Origin of the sequence: Rhodococcus sp. NPDC056516 (assembly GCF_042794655.1) — a bacterium.
In the GTDB taxonomy this organism is placed as follows: domain Bacteria; phylum Actinomycetota; class Actinomycetes; order Mycobacteriales; family Mycobacteriaceae; genus Rhodococcus_F.
On the sequence record NZ_JBHTTG010000001.1, the window covers coordinates 464,030 to 481,261 of the forward strand.

Consider the following 17,232-nt stretch of genomic DNA (forward strand, 5'->3'; position numbering starts at 1 on the left):
CCACTGGGGACGTCGGCGAATGTGCTGGAGATGTTGCGTCGACGTACCCGATCGCATCACGGGCTTGGTGATCGGTGAGTTTGCTTCCGCAGTCGTCGGTTGTGCATCACGACGGGAAGAACATAGGCAGCGACCATGATCACTGCAAGCAGTCCGAGGTATAGGTAGGGCCGGGTCCATTCCGCTGCTCGTATGGCCAGCAACGATCCGCCCATGATCAACGGCATCCCGGCCCCGGCGAGCAGGTCGACGTCACGGGGGGACACGGGTGGGGTTCCCAGTACCGGTACACGCCTGCCCGAGTTTTCTCTGATCGTGCGCATTACTGAAATGAAGTAGAGGGCGGCGCCGGCGATCGCGATCATCGCGCCAAGCGCAACTTCGACCACGCCGGTTCTCGTGGACATCAATGCGTAGGCAAATACGCCCATCGTTCCCAAAGTGACCGGCGCCGACTTCCAGATCGGGGTCGACGTATGGGTGTCGGCGGGAACACTCACCGAGCGCATCGGTTCGAGAGGCTCCATCAGCTCAGAGTGCCATGTGCTGCTCGGGAAACAAACTGTGACCGCTGTTTCTTTTCCGGCCTCCCTGCCTGGCCGAGATGTCGGGACCTCTCACTACGATTCTCGTCGTGACCGATTACGACGATCTCGACATGTTCGGTGGCCTCGACGCCTCCTCCCTGCCGCTCCGCCAGCAACAGATTCTGATGACCATCCGGGATCTCGTTGCTGCCAACGGGTGCACGCCGAGCACGCGGCAGATCGGAGACGCGGTTGGCTTGCGCTCGACATCGACGGTGTCCAAGCACCTCAAGAGCCTCGAAGAGAAGGGCTTCCTCCGCCGGGGAGCGGCCATGGCTCGGCAGTTGGACGTGCGGCCTTTCCTCGTGGGCGCGAAGGAACAGTCGTCGTCGAATACCGTCACGGTTCCAGTGGTCGGCGACATTGCCGCCGGCGCGCCGATCCTCGCGGAAGAGCACACCGACGAGGTACTCGCGCTTCCTCGCGAGCTCGTCGGTTCCGGCACGGTGTTCGGTCTTCGGGTGCGTGGTGAGTCGATGGTCGACGCAGCTATCTGCGACGGTGACGTCGTCGTGGTGCGGCGCCAGGACGAGGCCCATTCCGGTGAGATCGTTGCCGCGATGATCGACGGTGAGGCCACCGTGAAGGTGCTCCGACGCCGCGACGGTCACGTGTATCTCGAGCCTCGCAATCCCGCATACAGCGTCATCGACGGCGACCGAGCGGCCATCTTGGGCAAGGTTGTTTCCGTGATGCGACGTATCTGAGGCGTATCCGGTCTCAGTGACGGTTGGCGCGGAGGCCGTTGTATTCCTCGTCGGTGACTTTGTCGCCCCACGTGGTTTCGGCGCTACCGTCGCCGGGTCCTTCCCACAGTGCGAGGTGGCTCATGAAACGATCTGGTGCCGCGCCGTGCCAGTGTTCTTCTCCCGCCGGGGTATAGATGGTCTCGCCCGGGTGTGCTTCGATGATCTCGCCGCCGCGAGCTTGAATCAGCGCGGTGCCGGAGACAATGTGGAGGGTCTGTCCGAGGGCATGTGAATGCCAGTCGGTTCGCGCACACGGTGAAAAGCGAACCATGTTGGCGCGCATCCTCGACGGCTCCTGGCCGGCGTAGATGACGTCCCACCAGACGTCGCCGGTGAACCAGTCGCCGGGTGCCTTGCTGGTGGGCTGGGGCGTCAAGATTTCCATGAGTTCTCCTCGGGATCGAAAGGGTGAGTTCAGTTCTGCGTCAGCGGAACAAGTCGAATTGTGTTGGGCGCGGCCTCCGGCCCGGTCACGGAGCCGACAATCTGTGGGCCGTAGCGGTCGTATTTGGTGTGATAGGCGGAGTCGATCACGGAGTGGGCATCCGCTGTGGCGGCCTCGAAAGAGACGTCCCGTTCAATTCCTCCTGCTCGGATTCGGCCCGTTCCGCTTGCCGTTGCGCGGACGAACCAAGGGTTGTCGGTTCCGTATGCCGAGCGCACGTACAACTCGTTGTCGGCCCGAACAACCCATATGGTGACGTACGGCCTCGCGGTGCGGTCGCGGCGGAACGAGGAGATCTGCAATTCCTCGGCACTGCCGATCTTGGCCAGTTCAGCCTCGGTCCACGAGTGCGACATCTCTGGTTCCTTTCTCCGGTTCGAATTGCTGTGTGGTACTTCGCGTTCTCGTAGCCGGGACGATCAGTGCGAGAACTATGACGAGACAAGCGGCGAGCAGGACGGTTCCTGTGGCGAGAGCCGTTGATACGTGATCGCTGAGTGCGGTTGCAGCGTCGTCGGCAGTGGATCCGGCTCCTGCCGAGACCGCGACGAGGATGCCGAGCCCGAGAGCGCTGCCCAGTTGGTGGGCAGTGTTGACCAATCCTGATGCGGCACCTGCATCCTCGGCCTGTACTCCGGAGATACCGGCGGAGGTCAGTGGCGCGAATGCCAGCCCCTGCCCGGCGCCGATCAAGATCATCGGAAGCGCAATCGCAGTGAGATACGAGCTGTTGGGATGGACCAGGCTGAGCCAGCCCATGCCGGCGAGAGTAACGGCAATGCCAACCGAAAGAAGCGCGGAGTTGCCGAATCGCGGCGTCAGTCGCGGAATAAGCATCGCCACAGCAAAATTGACGATCGTCATCGGGAAGAAGGCGACGCCGGCTTGGAACGCGCTGAAGCCCAAAACACCTTGGAGCAGCTGAGTAGTGAAGTAGAAAAATCCGATCATGGCACCCAGATAGAGCATTCGGGCAGCGTAGGCACCGGATCGCTCTCGGCTACGGAACAATCTCAGGGGCATGATCGGTTGTTCCGCACGCGCTTCGTTGAGGAAGAGCAGGATCAGAAGTGTCGCCCCAGCCGCCAGGGTCGAAACAGTGATCGGTGAGGTCCACCCCGCTTCGGCCGAGTTGACGGTGCCGAAGACGAGTGCGGTCATGCCGAGTGTGGCGAGAACGGCGCCGGTCACATCGAAACGTCCGGTGTTCGGCTCGGTTTCCGGAATGAACCTGGGAGCGAGCACGATCATCGCGATACCGATCGGAACGTTGATGAAAAAGCCTGCGCGCCATGACACCCAGTCGGCCAGAGCACCACCGATCACGAGTCCGAGGCTGGCGCCTATCCCTGCTGCAGCGCCGTACCAGGCAACAGCGCGCGTTCGCTCCCGGCCGGGTGGGAAACTGGCGGTCAACAGCGACAGCGACGCCGGGGCCACCACCGCAGCTCCGACGCCTTGGAGAGCGCGTGCCGCGATGAGCCACCACCCGTTCGGTGCGACGCCGACGAGAAACGACGCAATCGCGAAAATCGCGAGCCCGGAGACGAATACGCGACGACGACCGAAGATGTCCCCGAGACGAGCGCCCAGCAGGAGAAGGCCGCCGAACACCAGGGTGTAGGCGTCCTGGACCCAGGAAAGACCGGTCGCTGAGTAACCCATGCTGATGTGGATGCTGGGTAGACCGGTGAAGATGATCGAATTGTCGAGCAGGATCATGAAATAGCTGATCAGAATGATCGCCAGGATCGCGGTGGAATTGATTCGACCGGCGGCCGGGTTGTCGGCAGTGAGAGTCACGCACTTCTTCTTCGCAGGTGCTGGATTACGGGCGGACGAGGACTTTCAGTGATTCGCGGGAATCCATGGCTCGGTAGCCTTCCGCAACGTCGTCCAGTCCGACGGTGCGGTCAAAAACCTTGCCCGGCTGGATCTTTCCGTCGAGAACATCGGGCATCAGTTCTTCGATGTACGCGCGAACGGGAGCCGGTCCGCCGGTGAGAGTGATGTTGGGCCCGAAGAGTGTCCCGAATCCGATTGGAGCTTCTTCATATTGGGGTATTCCGACTCGGCTGATGACGCCGCCCGGTCGGACAACTCCGAGTGACTGCTGGTAGGCAGGCATGTGACCTACCGCTTCGAGAACGACGTGAGTGCCGTCCCCGCCGGTCAGTTCGCGGACTTTTTCGATGCCCTCGTTGCCACGTTCGGCAACCACATCGGTTGCCCCGAACTCGCGGCCGAGGTCCGTGCGGGTCCGGTGGCGCCCCATGAGGATGATGCGCTCGGCGCCGAGGCGTTTGGCGGAGAGCACTGCCATCAGGCCCACTGCTCCGTCTCCGATGACCGTGACTGTCGTGCGTTGGTTGACACCACCCTTTACCGCCGCGTGATAGCCGGTGCAGAAGACGTCGGAAAGCGTCAGCAGTGACGGCAGGAGTTCGGAATCCTCACTCACGGGCGCTTTGACCAGGGTGCCGTCTGCCAACGGCACGCGGATGGCTTCCGCCTGCCCGCCTCCGATCCCGTTTCCGGCCCAGAATCCGCCGTGTCGGCAGGACGACTGCAAGCCTTCGCGGCAGAAGTCGCACGTCCCGTCCGACCAGGCGAAGGGGGCGATGACGAAGTCTCCCTTCTTCAAGGTGGACACCTCGCGCCCTGTCTCTTCGACCACTCCGACGAATTCGTGGCCCATCGGGGAACCGCCGGGCGTCGCCGGCATGTTGTGGTAAGGGTGCAGGTCAGAGCCGCAGACGCAGGCCCTGACGACCCGTACGATCGCGTCCGTCGGCTGCTGAAGTACTGGATCCGGCACGTTCTCGACGCGAACGTCTCCGGCGCTGTACATGATGGTTGCGCGCATGATGAATCCTCTTGGTTGTTCGGTTCGCTGTGTCGATACCCAGTGAACCGTCCGAATCATCCTGGCGGGAGTTCCTGTCGTTCCAGGTACCGGCAGTACCTCCCTGCGGTCCGACGACTCGAGTAACGTAATAGGCATGGACAACCGAGCCGAGATCCGTGAGTTCCTCAGCTCCCGTCGTGCGCGCATCACTCCCGAGCAAGCGGGGCTTCCGGCGTACGGCGGTAACCGTCGAGTCAAGGGATTGCGCCGGGAAGAAGTTGCCTTGCTGGCTGGTGTCAGCGTCGACTACTACGTGCGCATGGAACGCGGCAATCTGGCCGGAGCGTCGGACTCGGTGCTCGAAAGTCTCTCCCGAGCACTTCAACTCGACGAGGCTGAGCAGGACCACCTGTTCGACCTGGCGAAGACCGCAAGTGCGTCAGCTCCGCCGAAGCGCCGATCAGCACCCAAAGGCGTCAGTCCGGCCATTCAGCAGATACTCGACGCCATTGCCGATGCCCCGGCGTGGGTCCGCAACGCCCGTCACGATATGTTGGCCGCCAATCGCATGGCCCGGGCACTGTATTCGCCGGTACTGGCCGATCCGCGTCGTCCGGCCAACAATGCGCGCTTCGTGTACCTCGACCCGGCTTCGCAGGAATTTTTCACCGACTGGGAACGTGCTGCCGATGATATTGCCGCAATGCTCCGATCTGAGGCAGGGAAGAACCCGCACGACAAGGCACTCACCGAACTGATCGGTGAATTAGCCACGCGCAGTGAGATATTCCGCACGCGGTGGGCGAAACACAATGTGCGCTTTCATCGAACCGGTTTCAAGAAGGTGCATCACCCTGTTGTCGGAGACCTCGAGCTGAACTTCGAGGCTATGGAACTTCGGTCCAACCCCGGGCTGACACTGCTGGTCTACACCGCAGCGCCTGGGACGCCGACGGCCGATGCACTCAAACTCTTGGCGAGTTGGGCGGCTACCCAGGATCAGTTGGATCCGGCGAACGACAGCGAAGCGTCGCTCTAGAAGTTGATCGGTATGTGACGTGCTGATTCAGCTCAGATGCGTTACCGCCCAGGCTACCTGGTCTCCACCTCGTCGCTTCGCCCGATACATCGCGTTGTCGGCATCGGCAAGAATCCGATCGATGGTTCCCGAAGCGTCCGGGATTGTCGAGGACAGCCACACGCTGGCGCCGACGCTCACCGAGATCGACTGTCGGCCGGCAGGCTTCGATATCGAGTTGTGAATGTCCACCACGGTTTTTTCGATACGACGTGGCTCGACCGGCATGAGAATCACGAACTCGTCGCCGCCCGTCCGCGCCACCAACCCGATCTCTCCGACGGCCGAGTTCAATCGTCGACCCACGGTCACCAGCATCCGATCGCCTTCTGCGTGACCGAGTTTGTCGTTGACGCTCTTGAACGAATCGACGTCGATCACTATCGCAAGGACTACGTGTCCCCGGAGTTCTTCGACATCGAACAGCTGGTGCCAGACATTGTGCAGCCCACGCCGATTCAGGGCAGCGGTGAGCGGATCTCGCCAAGCGTGTCGTGCATCGTCGGTCAAATACAGGACGAGAAAATGCACGGTCATCGCGGCTGAGGCGATAACACACCCGATGACCAATCCAGTGGACACCGACAGCGAGGAATCGGTATCCGGATCGGTGACCGCTCGAATTGTCAGTAGGGCTACGACCAGCAGTGCACCGGCGATCTGCGCAGTCACTATCCGGGGGCTGTGAAACACCGACGAATAGTTCGCGACGACTACGAAGAGCACCGCACCGGTCAGTGCCAGGAAGCTCGCATGGATTCCGGCGAGCAGGATCAAGGACAAACAGATGTTGGTGAGCGCAATGAATCGAACGGATTGTCGGTGGCTCGGCCAGGATCGTCCGAACGACCAACGAATCATGCAGTACAGCGCGATCACACATGCTGTCCCAGCAGCGAGCCGTTCAGGGACTTCGGTCGCGCCGCCCTTCACGAATTGAGCCAGTACGGCGAGTGCGACGAACACCGCACACCAGAAGGTGACGACGACCCTGGCTGTCCCCAGCATCGATCGAGCAGCCAGAAACCTGGGGAACCACTCGCCGTCGTACGCAAGGGACCACCAGCGACGCAACAGTCCCGTTGTCTGACGGATATTCTGCCCCAACCCCGCAGCGCCACTGACTCCCATGAAACCCCCTCCGAGATCTTGCGAAAATTCCCGGAGGTTTCTTCGTCAAGATTTGATCCCCGAACAAGGTACCCGATAGTTGAAAGACGCATTAATGCATCGTGAGGCGTAGACGACTCTAGGGCGAGATCGGTTCCGTCAAGATCTTTCTGAGGGCCGGAAGGTCCAGGGTTGCAGCTAGATCGGCAATCGTGACCCCCGACAGTGATGCGCGCCAGGCTTTTTCGGCGTCAGCCATGACTTTGGCTATTCCGCAGGCGGAACGGCACTGCTCGGGCGGAGCGGCGAGGATTCCTTGCTGCCGAATCTCCGTGCACCGGAACGCAGGTTCGGTGCCGTCAACCGCCTGTACGACGTCGAGAACCGTGATGCTCTCGGGAGCCCGGGTGAGAACGTACCCACCGTCTCGGCCCTCGGTCGGATTGACCAGACCGGCGTGCGCGAGCGCTCGCAGATGCTTCGCCAGGTATGTCTTCGACACCCCGTGAAGTTCGGCGAGTCTGGCTGTGGGTACCGGCCCCTCGGCCTGGCTGAGAACCACACAGCAGTGGAGTGACCACTCCACGCCTCCGGAAAGCTTCATGATTGGACTCTATCGACGCCGCGGAAAGCGGTGCGGGTCGGACATCGGTCGAGGGTGTACGTCAGGCCTTCTCGGCAAGCCACGCGTCGTATGTTGTCGGCGCAATCCATGCATCTGCACCGGGTGTCGGGGTGAGTGCCGAGTTGTCGAGTTTCGCGCCGAAGTAGCCGGCCTCGGGATCGGAGATCACCGAACGCTTGTCGCCGGTGACGAGGAACAGGCGCCGGACCAGTTCGTCGATGCCCAGCGGTTCGGGCCCGGCAATCTCGACCGTGCCGTTTTGCGGCGCGGCGGTCACTACCTCGGCGACGTGAGAAACGACGTCTCGAGACGCGATGGGTTGCAGATGTCCCGGCGTTGCGTGGACAGCGCCGTCGGTGGTTCCCGCGTCGGCGATTCCGGCGACGAACTCGAAGAACTGGGTCGAGCGGACGATCGTGTAGGGGATCGGGCCCGCTTTGACCAGGTCTTCCTGGGCGACCTTGGCTCGCATGTACCCCGAATCGGGCAGTCGATCGGCACCCACGATGGACAGAATGACGTGGTGCCCGACGCCGGCCTTCTCTTCGGCGGCGAGGATGTGGCCGGTTCCGTCACGGAAGAAGGCCAAGACGTCTTCGTCCGACCAGGACGGGGAATTGGTCAGGTCCACCACGACGTCGGCGCCCTCGACGGCTTCGGCGATACCTGTGCCGGTGGTGATGTCGATCCCGTCGGCACGACCGAGTGCCTTCACGTCGTGCCCGGCGTCAGTGAGCTTGGCGGCGACCTGGCTTCCGATGAGCCCGCTCCCGAAAATGACGATCTTCATGATTTCTCCTTTACTCGGATAAGTCATGTCCAAGTATACTCGGACATAACTTATCCAAGTCAAGGGTTGTCCGGTCAGCCGAAGAGTTCGGCGGCCAGTGCTTCGTAGGTCGCGAGCGGATCACCCTCGGCAGGAAGTGCTTGGATCGCAACGTGATCGGCACCCGCCGCGACATGCTCGCGAAGTCGATCGGCGATGGACTTCGCGGTACCGCGTGCAACGAGGGCATCGATCACGCGATCGTTTCCCTCGTTGGCCAACTCTTCGGGTGCAAAACCGAGGCGCTCGAGATTGCTCGTGTAGTTGCGCAAATACAGATAGGGGTTGGCGACGGCGGGACGTCCGATTGCTCTGGCCTTCTCCGGATCGGTTTCCAGAACAACCTTGTGCTCAGGAGCAAGAATCTTCGAGGGTCCGAGGATTTCACGAGCTTCGGCCGTGTGTTCGGGGGTGGTCAGGTACGGATGCGCGCCGGCGGCGCGATCGGCGGACAGTTTCAACACCTTCGGTCCCAGTGCGGCGAGGACACGGCGAGATTCCGGGACCTGGGCTGCGTCGAGTTCGTCGAGGTAAGACACCAGCGAGGCGTACGGCTTGGTGTAGTCACCGGTCGCCTCCGGATGGCCGACGCCTACGCCGAGGAGGAATCGCCCCGGATGTGCGGCTTCGAGTCGGTGATAGGACTCCGCCACCTCAGCCGCAGGTGAGGACCAGATGTTGACGATTCCGGTTGCCACGGTGATGCGCTCGGTCGCATCGAGGAGTTTCTCGGCGATCCGTAGATCGGCCCGCGGTGAGCCGCCGATCCAGATGGTGCCGAAACCGAGTTTCTCGATCGCTGTTCCCAGTTCGGGCGGCAAACCAGCCGCTCCTCGCCAGATTCCGTAGGTGCCAAGGTCGGGTGTTTGCGTAGTCTCCGTCACAGCGGGTGCAACTCGGGCGCTGCCGGGATCTATTCCTTCCGACGTCATTTGCCCGGCGCGCGGTAGTCGGTCGGTCGCTTGACTGCCTCGTCGATCTGCTCCGGCGTGAGCAGTGTGATCGACTCCGAGCGTGCTGCACCTGCCGCAGCTGTACGAATGCTCAATGCGGCGGCCGCGACGTCGTCCGGCAGGTTGCCGATCACGAACATGTCGTGACCGCCCAGTGCGAAGTGGCAGGATTCGACTGTGCCGCCGATGCTTTCGACCATTCGGGTTATCGCGTCGCGTCGCGCAGTGCCTCCCTCCTGCTGTAGGCCGGCGGCGCCGGAGGGCGAGTAGGTCACTTGCCAGAGGTATTTCGGCATTTCCACTCCTTGCTCGGGATGGGTACTTCGATCGTGTACCCGTAGGGCGCTCGGTGGCAATGGGTAGGGGACAATCACGGCATGGTTGGAACTCCGGTGATCGTGACTATCGTGTCCGTGTGTGTAGGTTTTGTGATCTTCATGCTGGCTGCCAGCGGTGCACGCGGAAAATGGGACCGTCGCCTCGTGATCGCATTGTTCGTCGCCGCGGTGGTGTGCCTGACCGTCGTACCGGTATCCGTCGCGCTCAGTGCCGGAGTTTGAAAACACGGAGTGTAAAACACTGGAGTGCCGCTTAGTCTGAAGCGATGGCGGATATTCGGGTAGGTATCTCCGGGTGGACGTATCCCGCGTGGCGCGGAGATTTCTATCCGAAAGGTCTTGCTCACCGCAAAGAATTGTCTTACGCCGCAGAGAGATTGACGTCGATCGAGATCAACGGCTCGTTCTATGCGCTGCAGAAGCCGGAAAGCTACACCAGATGGCGCCGTGAAACTCCCGAAGATTTTGTGTTTGCCATCAAGGGCGGCCGGTACATCACGCACATGAAACGGCTGCTCGACGCCCGTGACGGACTCGCCAACTTCTTTGCCGCCGGAACACTCGCCCTCGGCCCCAAGCTCGGGCCGATTCTGTGGCAACTACCTCCGACGCTGCAGTTCGAACCGCGGCGGTTGGCGGATTTCTTCGACGGTCTTCCCCGTACCACCCAGGCTGCTGCTGATCTGGCAGCGCAGCACGACGACAAGCTGACCGACGAGAGAGTATTCGCACAGACGGAGAAGGATGTACCAATCCGTTACGCGGTGGAGGCGCGGCACGCCAGCTTCGAGACCGACGAAGCCGTGGACCTGATGCGCGAGCACTCCATCGGTTTTGTCGTGGCAGACACCGCCGGTAGGTACCCCCGCATCACCACTCCGACTACCGACTTCGTCTACGTGCGGATGCACGGAGACAAGGAGTTGTATGCGAGTGGGTACACCGACGAAGCTCTGGACAAGTGGTCCAAGCGATTTCAGGCCTGGGCGGACGAGGGCCTCGACGTGTACGTCTACTTCGACAACGACATGAAAGGCTTTGCGCCGCATAACGCAATGTCCTTGTTGGGGCGGCTGCATTGACGGATCGTCTGGCCTGTCGGTGGGCTGTGGCAGGCTTCCGCGTGAACGCGAAGACCGAGGAGACACCACGATGATGCCCGAACAGCGGACGCCCGAACAGTGGATGCCAGAACAGGGCTGGCCGGCGGCTTGGCCGAACGTGGCCCGTGACATCGCCGATGCCACGGCCGACGCACTGGTCGCGGTCCGGGCGGCAAATCGTGACGGATTGCTCGCCGCCGTCGAAGAACTGCGCGGGCTCTCCTTCGAGCAGGTCAGCTCCGTTCACGCGGCGATCGTGCGCGAATTGCTCGAGGACACGCATCCGGACGGCTTGTCCAGTGAGGACGTGCAGGATGCGCTGACTACTTGCGCCAAGTCCACGATCGTGTGGCTGCCGGATCTGGACGTGCAGGCACTGGCCGCGGTCTACACCGGGGCGCTCGGGATCTCGGATCTGGAAGACGATTCTTTCCGCATCGGGCACGGCGCGTACCTGCGTTCGGCGGTCCTGGTCATCGGGAGCTTGTCCACAGGAGTGAAGAAAGCTCAGAGCGCCTACATCATTCGTGCAATCGGCGAGATCGCACGTGCTCAGACCATCGAGATGCCCTAGGCGTCAGCTCGTAAATCGAATTAGGCTGAGGCCATGTCCAAGATCGCCAGCGCAGATCGTGTGTCGTTTGCAGAACTCCTCGAATTCGTCAGGCCGCGCCATCGGGCCACCTTCGTGACGGTGAAGAAATCGGGCGAGCTGCAGATCTCGCCGGTGACGTGTGGTGTCGACGACGAGGGTCGGATCGTCATCTCCACGTACCCGGAACGGGCCAAAGCGGCGAATGTTCGACGGACGCCGGCGGTGTCTCTATGTATCCACTCTGACGAGTGGAACGGTCCCTACGTCCAGGTGAACGGAACCGCGGAGTTGATCGATCTCCCGGATTCGGTGGAACCGTTGGTCGACTACTACCGATCTATCGCCGGTGATCATCCTGACTGGGACGAGTACCGCGAAGCCATGCGCAAGCAGGGCAAGAGCCTGATCCGTGTCACCGTCGACTCGTGGGGTCCGATCGCAACCGGCGGGTTTCCACCCGGACGTTGACGCTATCGAGCAGGTGGCGAGAGTTCGACTACGTGCGCGTCTCTGGCGGCCAGCGGCTCTTTGCAGTGTGCGCACACAACTTGGGCGTGCATGATTTCACCGCAACGATGCTCGACGACGGTTGGCGGCGGACCCGTCGTCGCAAAGGTGTCTCCCCATTCCATGAGTGCCATCAGGATCGGGTAGAGCGCCTTCCCTGATTCGGTGGCGACGTATTCGTAGCGCGGCGGATGTTCTTCGTACCGACGCTTTGCGAGGACGTCGGCGTCGACAAGGGTGCGCAGACGCGCGGCGAGGATGTCGCGGCTGGCTCCCGTGCCCGCGGCGATCTCGTCGAACCGTCGTTGCCCGAGAACGATTTCTCTGAGCACCAGAAGTGACCACTTCTCGCCGACGACCTCCAAGGCGTTGGCGATGGAGCAGTTACGTCCTTTTGCTGCCATCGTGTCTGTGTCCTTATTGGCTGAAGACGTTAGTTGGGAAATCCAACTTAGCACTTGACGGCACGTATTTCGGGGCGGAAGGTGAGTCGAGAAATCCAACCGAGCAGATGAGGGGTCGACATGACGGAATTGAATCTCGAGGCAGCAAGCGGATTTGTCAGTGCCGCCGGATTGCAACTGGACGAGGTCTCCGGCACCAAGGTTGTCGGGCACATCGATCTGTCCGAGGCGCACCACACTCCGTGGGGCGTTGTCCACGGCGGCGTTTACACGACTGCCGTCGAGTCGGCCGCGAGCATCGGGGCGAGTACCGCAGTGGCGGACCGTGGCGAATTTGCCGTCGGAGTGCACAACGGAACGGATTTCCTGCGCGCCCGCACGGGTGGGCGCGTGGACGTCGTAGCTCTCCCGATTCAACAAGGACGGGTTCAGCAGTTGTGGTCGGTGGTCATCACCGATCCGGAATCGGGCAAAGAGGTGGCACGCGGTCAGGTGCGTTTGCAGAACGTACCGCTGCCGAAGTAGGTCAGTCCCAGATGCCTGAGTCGATGTTGAGTGAGATTCGTTTGAGCAGTGCCGTCAGTTGGGCTCGTTCGCTCTCGTCGAGTCCGGTCAGAACCTGACGGTCTCGCTCGACTCGTCGGGGAAACTCTGCCTCGACTAGTTCGCGACCGGCATCGGTGAGTTGAAGCAGAACCACCCGCCCGTCGTGTTCGAAACGCTGACGCTCGACAAAGCCCAGTTTGGCCAGGCGGTCGGCGTGTTTTGTGGTGGCGGCGCCGCTGACCATCGTGACGGCGGTGACCTCGCTCGCTCGCAGGGGACAGTCGCTGCGAGCGAGTGCGCTCATCACGTCGAATTCGGCTCGAGAGACTCCGCTCGATGCCAGCGCCCGGTCGAGCTGGTGGAGAGACTGCGCGTTGATGCGGGCGATCCGGCCCATCACCTCGACGGGAGCAGTGTCGAACTCGGGGTAGGCGCGCTTCCATTCGCGACGGACTTTGTCGATGAAGTCGTCTTCGGATCTGTTCGCCGCGCCCATGGCCCCATCTTAGCGACAGATTTCACATTACTTCACAAGTAATTTACTAGTGAAATAAATGTATGCTGGGTGGGTGACCCGAACCGAAACCGCAGCCAGGACGCCCAGCCGTCTCACTCATTCGAGTGAGGCCATTGCACATACCGTCTCCGGGGCGACGTGGCGAGCGGCTTTTCGTATCGGATCCGCGGACGCGACCATCGCCCCAGCGATCAGGGTCGGACTCGCCACCGCCGTAGTCCTCGTGGTCGGCGGACTGCTCGGGCATCGGGAATTGGCCGGCTTCGCGGCCTTGGGTGCGCTGTGTGCCGCTTTCGGCAGGTACGAGCCGTATCCACGGTTGGCCGGCAAGCTGGCAATGGTGGGCGCTGCACTGGTGGTTTCGATTGCCTTCGGCGGCGCCATGGGTGTCGCGGGCGTTCCGATATGGGTGCAGATCGGCATCCTGTCGTTGCTTGCCGGTGCGTCGTATTGCTTCATGTCGGGCTTCCGGATCACCGGGCCGGGGCCCGTCATCCTCGTCTTCGCAGCGACCGGTGCAGCCGGATATGCCTCCAGCTTCGATGATTTGGCGAGGTTGGTGACTGTCGGTGCGCTCGGAGTTCTGGTCGGGTGGATAGCCGCGATGCTTCCGGCACTCGTGTTGCCGATGGGGCCTGCTCGCCTGGCAGTGGCTCGTGCCGTCTCTGCCGTCGGGCGCCTCGAACAGTCCGGCAAAGACGGAGTGGACCCAGCACTCGCATCAATTGCCAACGCGCGCTTGGTCATCGCGTCGAGTGGCCGGATCAAGTCGACCGTCGATCACGGCCGCGAACTGGTCGCAGTGCTCGACGAAGCAGAAGCGGCAGTTCAGGAGTGGCAGTTGCACGCCGACGCCACCCTGATTCGCAGCATCGCTCGGCACGAGAAGGAGCTTCGGAAGCTCAAGCGTTCCAGCATGATCGAACACGACCTCGCACCGGCACAGACCCTGGCCACACCCGAAGGCTATTTTCTCGAAGGATTGAATCGGCTGTATTCGCGCCCGGTGCGGATGAACGCTCTCCGCATCGTGGCAGCGTCGGCTCTGGCCGGTTGGCTCGCGGCGGGAGCCGGGTTGGAGCATCCACTCTGGGCGTCGATGGGTGCCATCGCAGCGATGCAGGGGCTGAACTACAAGCAGACCGTCCAGCGTGGGATTCAGCGGTTGGTGGGAAATGTCGGTGGCGCCGTCGTCGCTGCTGCTTTCATCGCATTGACGCTCGGCTACTGGCAAGCGGTAGCCGTGGTCGTGATTCTGCAAACCGCTGCGGAGCTGCTCGTGATCAAGAACTATGCACTGACATCACTGGCCGTCACCCCGATGGCACTGCTCCTCATCGGTTTCAGCGCTCCGATCGGGACCGAAGCGGCAGTGGCTCGCGTCGCGGACACTCTCATCGGTGTGGTGATCGGTGTTGTCGTCGCCGCAGTGACGATCAGTCGATCGGATCGCCAACACGTCACCGTGTAACCGGTACTGCTGTGTTTCCGGTACTGCTGTGTTTCCGATACTGCGTAGGCTCCTGCAGGTGGAGGACAGCACGCCGATCGACGGCCGGAAACTGCGTTACCAGCATCGCCGTGCCGAATTGCTCGAGCAGGTGACCGCGTATGTCACGGCGAACGGCGTCGGTGAACTGTCCATGAGGCCGTTGGCCAAGGATCTGGGGATCAGTCATGCGACACTCATCCATCATTTCGGTTCGAAGGAACAACTGCTCACCGAAGTAGTCGCCACCCTGCGAGACAGCTCTTCTCTCGACATCTCTTCCGGGACCGACATCGTCGAGATGTTGACGAGTTACTGGAATGGGCGCACATCAGCGGAATCGTTGCCGAACTTTCGCTTGATGTTCGAGATCTACGGACAGGCGTTGTTGCATCCGGAGCGGTATCGCGAGTTTCTCGAACACGTAGTGGGGGACTGGTTGGGTGGTTTGGCAGATGCTGCGCTCGCACATGGATGTCCGCCCGATCGCGCTGATCGCTACGCGACGATCGTGTTGGCGCAGATTCGCGGGCTGACACTCGATCTGGTGACCACCGGTGACCGCGTCAGAATCGACGCGGCGTTCGCCGAATTCGCGGCCGCGATGGGCGCTCTGGCCAGCTCGTGGAAGGCGATCTGACGGTCCGATTGCCGTGACTCTTCAGGCGATCTGCTCGAACAGGGACACGATGATCCCTTCAGGCCCCCGGACGTAAGCCATGCGCACGCTGTTCTCGTACTCACCGATCCCGCCGATGAGCCCGTACCCGTCTGCAGCCACCGCGTCGACCGCCGCCTGGAGGTCGCCCACCTCGAAAGACACGTTGCGCAGCCCGATCTCGTTGGCCATCGGAGCAGGCGATCCGGGTGTGTGGTCGGGCGTGACGAAGGACGAGAGTTCCAGCCGTGACCCTTCGCCCGGCGGGCGCAGCATTGCAATTTCACACTTGGCTCCAGGGATACCGCAGACGGTTTCGACGAACTCACCCTCCACGGATCCGGTGCCCTCCAGTTCGAGGCCAAGTCCGACGAAGAACGCCGTCGCTGATTCGAGGTCCGCGACGGTGATGCCGATGTGGTCGAAGCGCTGTACGTGGGCCATGGATCCATCCTCCTACTTTTTGGTGCCGGTTCGATGCTAGGTCGGAGTCACGGTCGGGATTTCGACATGTCTTTATGGTCAAACTGCAAAATTTTGCTTGACCGATCGGTTAAACAAAATCTACGATAGCGTCCAACGAGGTCGCCCATCGCACGAACCGGAGTCGTCAGACGTGAAATTCCAGTCGAAGTCGTTCGCACGCATATCCATCGCAGCCCTCTGTGCTGCAACGATCGGCTCCGCCGTTGCTGCGCCCATCGCGTCCGCACAGGCACCGAGCGCGTCGCAAGCCACGGGCACTCTGGTGTCGAGTGAGCCGCTACCGAAAGATCTGTGGATTCCGGGTACCGCCGACGCCAAGCGATTCACCTACTGGACCATCGGTTCCAACGGCGGGCCCGCGCTGAGCAGTGGCGCCTACTACGTCCCGGCCGGTCCGGCACCAGAAGGCGGGTGGCCCGTCATCGCGTGGGCGCACGGCACCACGGGACTCGACGATTCCTGTGCCCCTTCGCTGGTCGGTCCAGGCCTGCCCGAGCGTGACTACCCCTACCTGGGGCGTTGGCTCTCCGAGGGCTACGCCGTAGTCGCCACCGACTACGTCGGTCTGGGAACACCGGGACTGATGCCGTATCTCGACGGAAAGGTGGAGGCGCACAGCGTCGTCGACTCGGTCAAGGCGGCTCGGGTGATCGACCCCACCATCTCGAATCGGTGGGCAGTGGTCGGGCAGTCGCAGGGCGGCGGTGCGGCCATCACGACGGCGCGCTACGCCACCGAATACGGTGGGGATTCTCTCGACTATCGCGGCGGTGTGGGTACCGGCGTGCCGGCCAACATCGAGTTGACGCTCCTGCCTGCAGGTCCGGGCTTCCCGCCCATCGCCCTCGGCGGCGGCTTGACCTCGTACGCGCTCTACATCCTCGCGGGCCTGCGCGAAGCGCACCCCGAGATCGACCTGAACTCGTACCTCAACGAACTGGGCAGGGAAAAGGTCGACTCGGCCGAAAAGCTCTGCGCCGCAGACTTGGACGAGGCATCCAAGGATCTGGTGCTCGGTGACATCTTCTCCCGCCCGCTCAGTCAGATCCCGAACTTCCAGGGTCTGTTGAACGATTACATGGGTGTGCCGACGAGCGGATACGACCGCCCCATCTTCATCGGCCAGGGTCTACTTGACGTGGATGTTCCTGCACCGTCGGCACTTTCGCTGGTGGCAGCGTTGGTCGCCAACGGTGAACCGGTCACCTTCAAGACCTACAACACCGATCACAGCGGTGCTTTGGTCGAATCGCAGGCCGACACGATTCCGTTTGTCGCGAACCTGTTCCGTTAGGCCTGCCGAGAATCCGGACCGTCCGAGGGGTGGCTGTGGCGGGAGTGGGGCACCGACCCCCAGGTGCTTTA

Annotated in this window: 23 protein-coding genes; 10 read left to right on the top strand and 13 right to left on the bottom strand. The window is 62.1% G+C overall.

Going from position 1 to position 17,232, the window contains the following annotated elements; all coding sequences use genetic code 11:
• Positions 1-56 precede the first annotated feature (56 nt).
• The gene (locus ACFQ6Y_RS02150) at positions 57-527 is read right to left on the bottom strand and encodes a hypothetical protein (protein ID WP_378628434.1); all 471 of its coding nucleotides are present in this window, start codon (positions 525-527) and stop codon (positions 57-59) included.
• A gap of 77 nt (positions 528-604) precedes the next feature.
• Between ACFQ6Y_RS02150 and lexA the strand changes: the two genes are divergently transcribed.
• Positions 605-1,294 carry a transcriptional repressor LexA gene (gene lexA / locus ACFQ6Y_RS02155; protein ID WP_317552332.1) on the top strand — a complete coding sequence of 230 codons (690 nt, stop codon included), beginning with the start codon at positions 605-607 and terminating at the stop codon, positions 1,292-1,294.
• 13 nt (positions 1,295-1,307) lie between these two features.
• Here lexA and ACFQ6Y_RS02160 read toward each other — a convergent pair whose 3' ends face one another.
• Genes ACFQ6Y_RS02160 through ACFQ6Y_RS02175 form a run of 4 tightly spaced genes read right to left on the bottom strand, consistent with a single transcriptional unit; the run spans position 1,308 to position 4,647 of the window.
• Positions 1,308-1,721, bottom strand: coding sequence for a cupin domain-containing protein (locus tag ACFQ6Y_RS02160; RefSeq protein ID WP_378628440.1), 414 nt, complete (start codon positions 1,719-1,721; stop codon positions 1,308-1,310).
• A 29-nt stretch (positions 1,722-1,750) separates the two neighbouring features.
• On the bottom strand, positions 1,751-2,137 hold the full coding sequence (locus tag ACFQ6Y_RS02165; RefSeq protein WP_378628442.1) for a DUF2255 family protein: 387 nt from the start codon (positions 2,135-2,137) through the stop codon (positions 1,751-1,753).
• A complete protein-coding gene (locus ACFQ6Y_RS02170) occupies positions 2,112-3,584 on the bottom strand; it encodes an MFS transporter (RefSeq protein ID WP_378628444.1) in 1,473 nt (490 codons plus the stop codon). Before ACFQ6Y_RS02170 ends, ACFQ6Y_RS02165 begins: the two co-directional genes overlap by 26 nt.
• A 25-nt stretch (positions 3,585-3,609) precedes the next feature.
• Positions 3,610-4,647 carry a zinc-dependent alcohol dehydrogenase family protein gene (locus ACFQ6Y_RS02175; protein WP_378628446.1) on the bottom strand — a complete coding sequence of 346 codons (1,038 nt, stop codon included), beginning with the start codon at positions 4,645-4,647 and terminating at the stop codon, positions 3,610-3,612.
• A gap of 136 nt (positions 4,648-4,783) precedes the next feature.
• Here ACFQ6Y_RS02175 and ACFQ6Y_RS02180 point away from each other — a divergent pair, with 136 nt between their 5' ends.
• Positions 4,784-5,668, top strand: a complete 885-nt coding sequence (locus tag ACFQ6Y_RS02180) for a helix-turn-helix domain-containing protein (protein WP_378628448.1) — start codon at positions 4,784-4,786, stop codon at positions 5,666-5,668.
• A gap of 27 nt (positions 5,669-5,695) precedes the next feature.
• Here the strand turns inward: ACFQ6Y_RS02180 and ACFQ6Y_RS02185 are convergent, their stop codons facing one another.
• From ACFQ6Y_RS02185 to ACFQ6Y_RS02205, 5 genes are all read right to left on the bottom strand, one after another.
• The gene (locus ACFQ6Y_RS02185; RefSeq protein ID WP_378531053.1) at positions 5,696-6,838 is read right to left on the bottom strand and encodes a diguanylate cyclase; all 1,143 of its coding nucleotides are present in this window, start codon (positions 6,836-6,838) and stop codon (positions 5,696-5,698) included.
• A 118-nt stretch (positions 6,839-6,956) separates the two neighbouring features.
• On the bottom strand, positions 6,957-7,421 hold the full coding sequence (locus ACFQ6Y_RS02190) for an RrF2 family transcriptional regulator (RefSeq protein ID WP_378447348.1): 465 nt from the start codon (positions 7,419-7,421) through the stop codon (positions 6,957-6,959).
• 61 nt (positions 7,422-7,482) lie between these two features.
• Positions 7,483-8,232, bottom strand: coding sequence for an SDR family oxidoreductase (locus ACFQ6Y_RS02195; protein ID WP_378628450.1), 750 nt, complete (start codon positions 8,230-8,232; stop codon positions 7,483-7,485).
• Positions 8,233-8,306: 74 nt separating this feature from the next.
• Positions 8,307-9,155 (bottom strand): LLM class F420-dependent oxidoreductase, encoded by an 849-nt coding sequence (locus ACFQ6Y_RS02200; RefSeq protein WP_378628452.1) that lies wholly within the window; start codon positions 9,153-9,155, stop codon positions 8,307-8,309.
• 44 nt (positions 9,156-9,199) lie between these two features.
• Complete coding sequence (locus ACFQ6Y_RS02205) at positions 9,200-9,520, bottom strand: GYD domain-containing protein (RefSeq protein ID WP_007729728.1); 321 nt, start codon at positions 9,518-9,520, stop codon at positions 9,200-9,202.
• A gap of 81 nt (positions 9,521-9,601) precedes the next feature.
• On the opposite strand from ACFQ6Y_RS02205, the gene ACFQ6Y_RS02210 reads away from it, so the two are divergent.
• From ACFQ6Y_RS02210 to ACFQ6Y_RS02225, 4 genes are all read left to right on the top strand, one after another.
• Positions 9,602-9,784 carry a hypothetical protein gene (locus tag ACFQ6Y_RS02210; protein WP_095972013.1) on the top strand — a complete coding sequence of 61 codons (183 nt, stop codon included), beginning with the start codon at positions 9,602-9,604 and terminating at the stop codon, positions 9,782-9,784.
• Positions 9,785-9,828: 44 nt separating this feature from the next.
• Positions 9,829-10,644, top strand: coding sequence for a DUF72 domain-containing protein (locus ACFQ6Y_RS02215; protein ID WP_378628454.1), 816 nt, complete (start codon positions 9,829-9,831; stop codon positions 10,642-10,644).
• Positions 10,645-10,714: 70 nt separating this feature from the next.
• Positions 10,715-11,239, top strand: a complete 525-nt coding sequence (locus ACFQ6Y_RS02220) for a hypothetical protein (protein WP_378628457.1) — start codon at positions 10,715-10,717, stop codon at positions 11,237-11,239.
• 33 nt (positions 11,240-11,272) lie between these two features.
• Complete coding sequence (locus tag ACFQ6Y_RS02225) at positions 11,273-11,728, top strand: PPOX class F420-dependent oxidoreductase (protein ID WP_030536493.1); 456 nt, start codon at positions 11,273-11,275, stop codon at positions 11,726-11,728.
• A 2-nt stretch (positions 11,729-11,730) separates the two neighbouring features.
• On the opposite strand, the gene ACFQ6Y_RS02230 is transcribed toward ACFQ6Y_RS02225, so the two are convergent.
• Positions 11,731-12,171 (bottom strand): winged helix-turn-helix transcriptional regulator, encoded by a 441-nt coding sequence (locus tag ACFQ6Y_RS02230; protein WP_378628459.1) that lies wholly within the window; start codon positions 12,169-12,171, stop codon positions 11,731-11,733.
• Between the two features lie 120 nt (positions 12,172-12,291).
• On the opposite strand from ACFQ6Y_RS02230, the gene ACFQ6Y_RS02235 reads away from it, so the two are divergent.
• A complete protein-coding gene (locus ACFQ6Y_RS02235) occupies positions 12,292-12,696 on the top strand; it encodes a PaaI family thioesterase (RefSeq protein ID WP_069145498.1) in 405 nt (134 codons plus the stop codon).
• A 1-nt stretch (position 12,697) separates the two neighbouring features.
• Here ACFQ6Y_RS02235 and ACFQ6Y_RS02240 read toward each other — a convergent pair whose 3' ends face one another.
• Positions 12,698-13,213 carry a MarR family winged helix-turn-helix transcriptional regulator gene (locus ACFQ6Y_RS02240; RefSeq protein WP_378628462.1) on the bottom strand — a complete coding sequence of 172 codons (516 nt, stop codon included), beginning with the start codon at positions 13,211-13,213 and terminating at the stop codon, positions 12,698-12,700.
• 58 nt (positions 13,214-13,271) lie between these two features.
• On the opposite strand from ACFQ6Y_RS02240, the gene ACFQ6Y_RS02245 reads away from it, so the two are divergent.
• The gene (locus ACFQ6Y_RS02245) at positions 13,272-14,705 is read left to right on the top strand and encodes an FUSC family protein (RefSeq protein WP_378628464.1); all 1,434 of its coding nucleotides are present in this window, start codon (positions 13,272-13,274) and stop codon (positions 14,703-14,705) included.
• Between the two features lie 58 nt (positions 14,706-14,763).
• Positions 14,764-15,363, top strand: coding sequence for a TetR/AcrR family transcriptional regulator (locus ACFQ6Y_RS02250; protein WP_378531068.1), 600 nt, complete (start codon positions 14,764-14,766; stop codon positions 15,361-15,363).
• Between the two features lie 21 nt (positions 15,364-15,384).
• Here the strand turns inward: ACFQ6Y_RS02250 and ACFQ6Y_RS02255 are convergent, their stop codons facing one another.
• Positions 15,385-15,825, bottom strand: a complete 441-nt coding sequence (locus tag ACFQ6Y_RS02255) for a VOC family protein (RefSeq protein WP_378628467.1) — start codon at positions 15,823-15,825, stop codon at positions 15,385-15,387.
• Positions 15,826-15,997: 172 nt separating this feature from the next.
• Between ACFQ6Y_RS02255 and ACFQ6Y_RS02260 the strand changes: the two genes are divergently transcribed.
• Positions 15,998-17,161, top strand: a complete 1,164-nt coding sequence (locus ACFQ6Y_RS02260; RefSeq protein ID WP_378531072.1) for an alpha/beta hydrolase family protein — start codon at positions 15,998-16,000, stop codon at positions 17,159-17,161.
• Positions 17,162-17,232: the final 71 nt, after the last annotated feature.

Excerpts from the sequence above, each read along its gene's own strand:
- ACFQ6Y_RS02150 (WP_378628434.1), bottom strand. The coding sequence starts at position 527 with ATGGAGCCTCTCGAACCGATGCGCTCGGTGAGTGTTCCCGCCGACACC.
- lexA (WP_317552332.1), top strand. The coding sequence starts at position 605 with ATGTCGGGACCTCTCACTACGATTCTCGTCGTGACCGATTACGACGAT.
- ACFQ6Y_RS02160 (WP_378628440.1), bottom strand. The coding sequence starts at position 1,721 with ATGGAAATCTTGACGCCCCAGCCCACCAGCAAGGCACCCGGCGACTGG.
- ACFQ6Y_RS02165 (WP_378628442.1), bottom strand. The coding sequence starts at position 2,137 with ATGTCGCACTCGTGGACCGAGGCTGAACTGGCCAAGATCGGCAGTGCC.
- ACFQ6Y_RS02175 (WP_378628446.1), bottom strand. The coding sequence starts at position 4,647 with ATGCGCGCAACCATCATGTACAGCGCCGGAGACGTTCGCGTCGAGAAC.
- ACFQ6Y_RS02180 (WP_378628448.1), top strand. The coding sequence starts at position 4,784 with ATGGACAACCGAGCCGAGATCCGTGAGTTCCTCAGCTCCCGTCGTGCG.
- ACFQ6Y_RS02185 (WP_378531053.1), bottom strand. The coding sequence starts at position 6,838 with ATGGGAGTCAGTGGCGCTGCGGGGTTGGGGCAGAATATCCGTCAGACA.
- ACFQ6Y_RS02190 (WP_378447348.1), bottom strand. The coding sequence starts at position 7,421 with ATGAAGCTTTCCGGAGGCGTGGAGTGGTCACTCCACTGCTGTGTGGTT.
- ACFQ6Y_RS02195 (WP_378628450.1), bottom strand. The coding sequence starts at position 8,232 with ATGAAGATCGTCATTTTCGGGAGCGGGCTCATCGGAAGCCAGGTCGCC.
- ACFQ6Y_RS02205 (WP_007729728.1), bottom strand. The coding sequence starts at position 9,520 with ATGCCGAAATACCTCTGGCAAGTGACCTACTCGCCCTCCGGCGCCGCC.
- ACFQ6Y_RS02210 (WP_095972013.1), top strand. The coding sequence starts at position 9,602 with ATGGTTGGAACTCCGGTGATCGTGACTATCGTGTCCGTGTGTGTAGGT.
- ACFQ6Y_RS02215 (WP_378628454.1), top strand. The coding sequence starts at position 9,829 with ATGGCGGATATTCGGGTAGGTATCTCCGGGTGGACGTATCCCGCGTGG.
- ACFQ6Y_RS02220 (WP_378628457.1), top strand. The coding sequence starts at position 10,715 with ATGATGCCCGAACAGCGGACGCCCGAACAGTGGATGCCAGAACAGGGC.
- ACFQ6Y_RS02225 (WP_030536493.1), top strand. The coding sequence starts at position 11,273 with ATGTCCAAGATCGCCAGCGCAGATCGTGTGTCGTTTGCAGAACTCCTC.
- ACFQ6Y_RS02230 (WP_378628459.1), bottom strand. The coding sequence starts at position 12,171 with ATGGCAGCAAAAGGACGTAACTGCTCCATCGCCAACGCCTTGGAGGTC.
- ACFQ6Y_RS02235 (WP_069145498.1), top strand. The coding sequence starts at position 12,292 with ATGACGGAATTGAATCTCGAGGCAGCAAGCGGATTTGTCAGTGCCGCC.
- ACFQ6Y_RS02240 (WP_378628462.1), bottom strand. The coding sequence starts at position 13,213 with ATGGGCGCGGCGAACAGATCCGAAGACGACTTCATCGACAAAGTCCGT.
- ACFQ6Y_RS02245 (WP_378628464.1), top strand. The coding sequence starts at position 13,272 with ATGTATGCTGGGTGGGTGACCCGAACCGAAACCGCAGCCAGGACGCCC.
- ACFQ6Y_RS02255 (WP_378628467.1), bottom strand. The coding sequence starts at position 15,825 with ATGGCCCACGTACAGCGCTTCGACCACATCGGCATCACCGTCGCGGAC.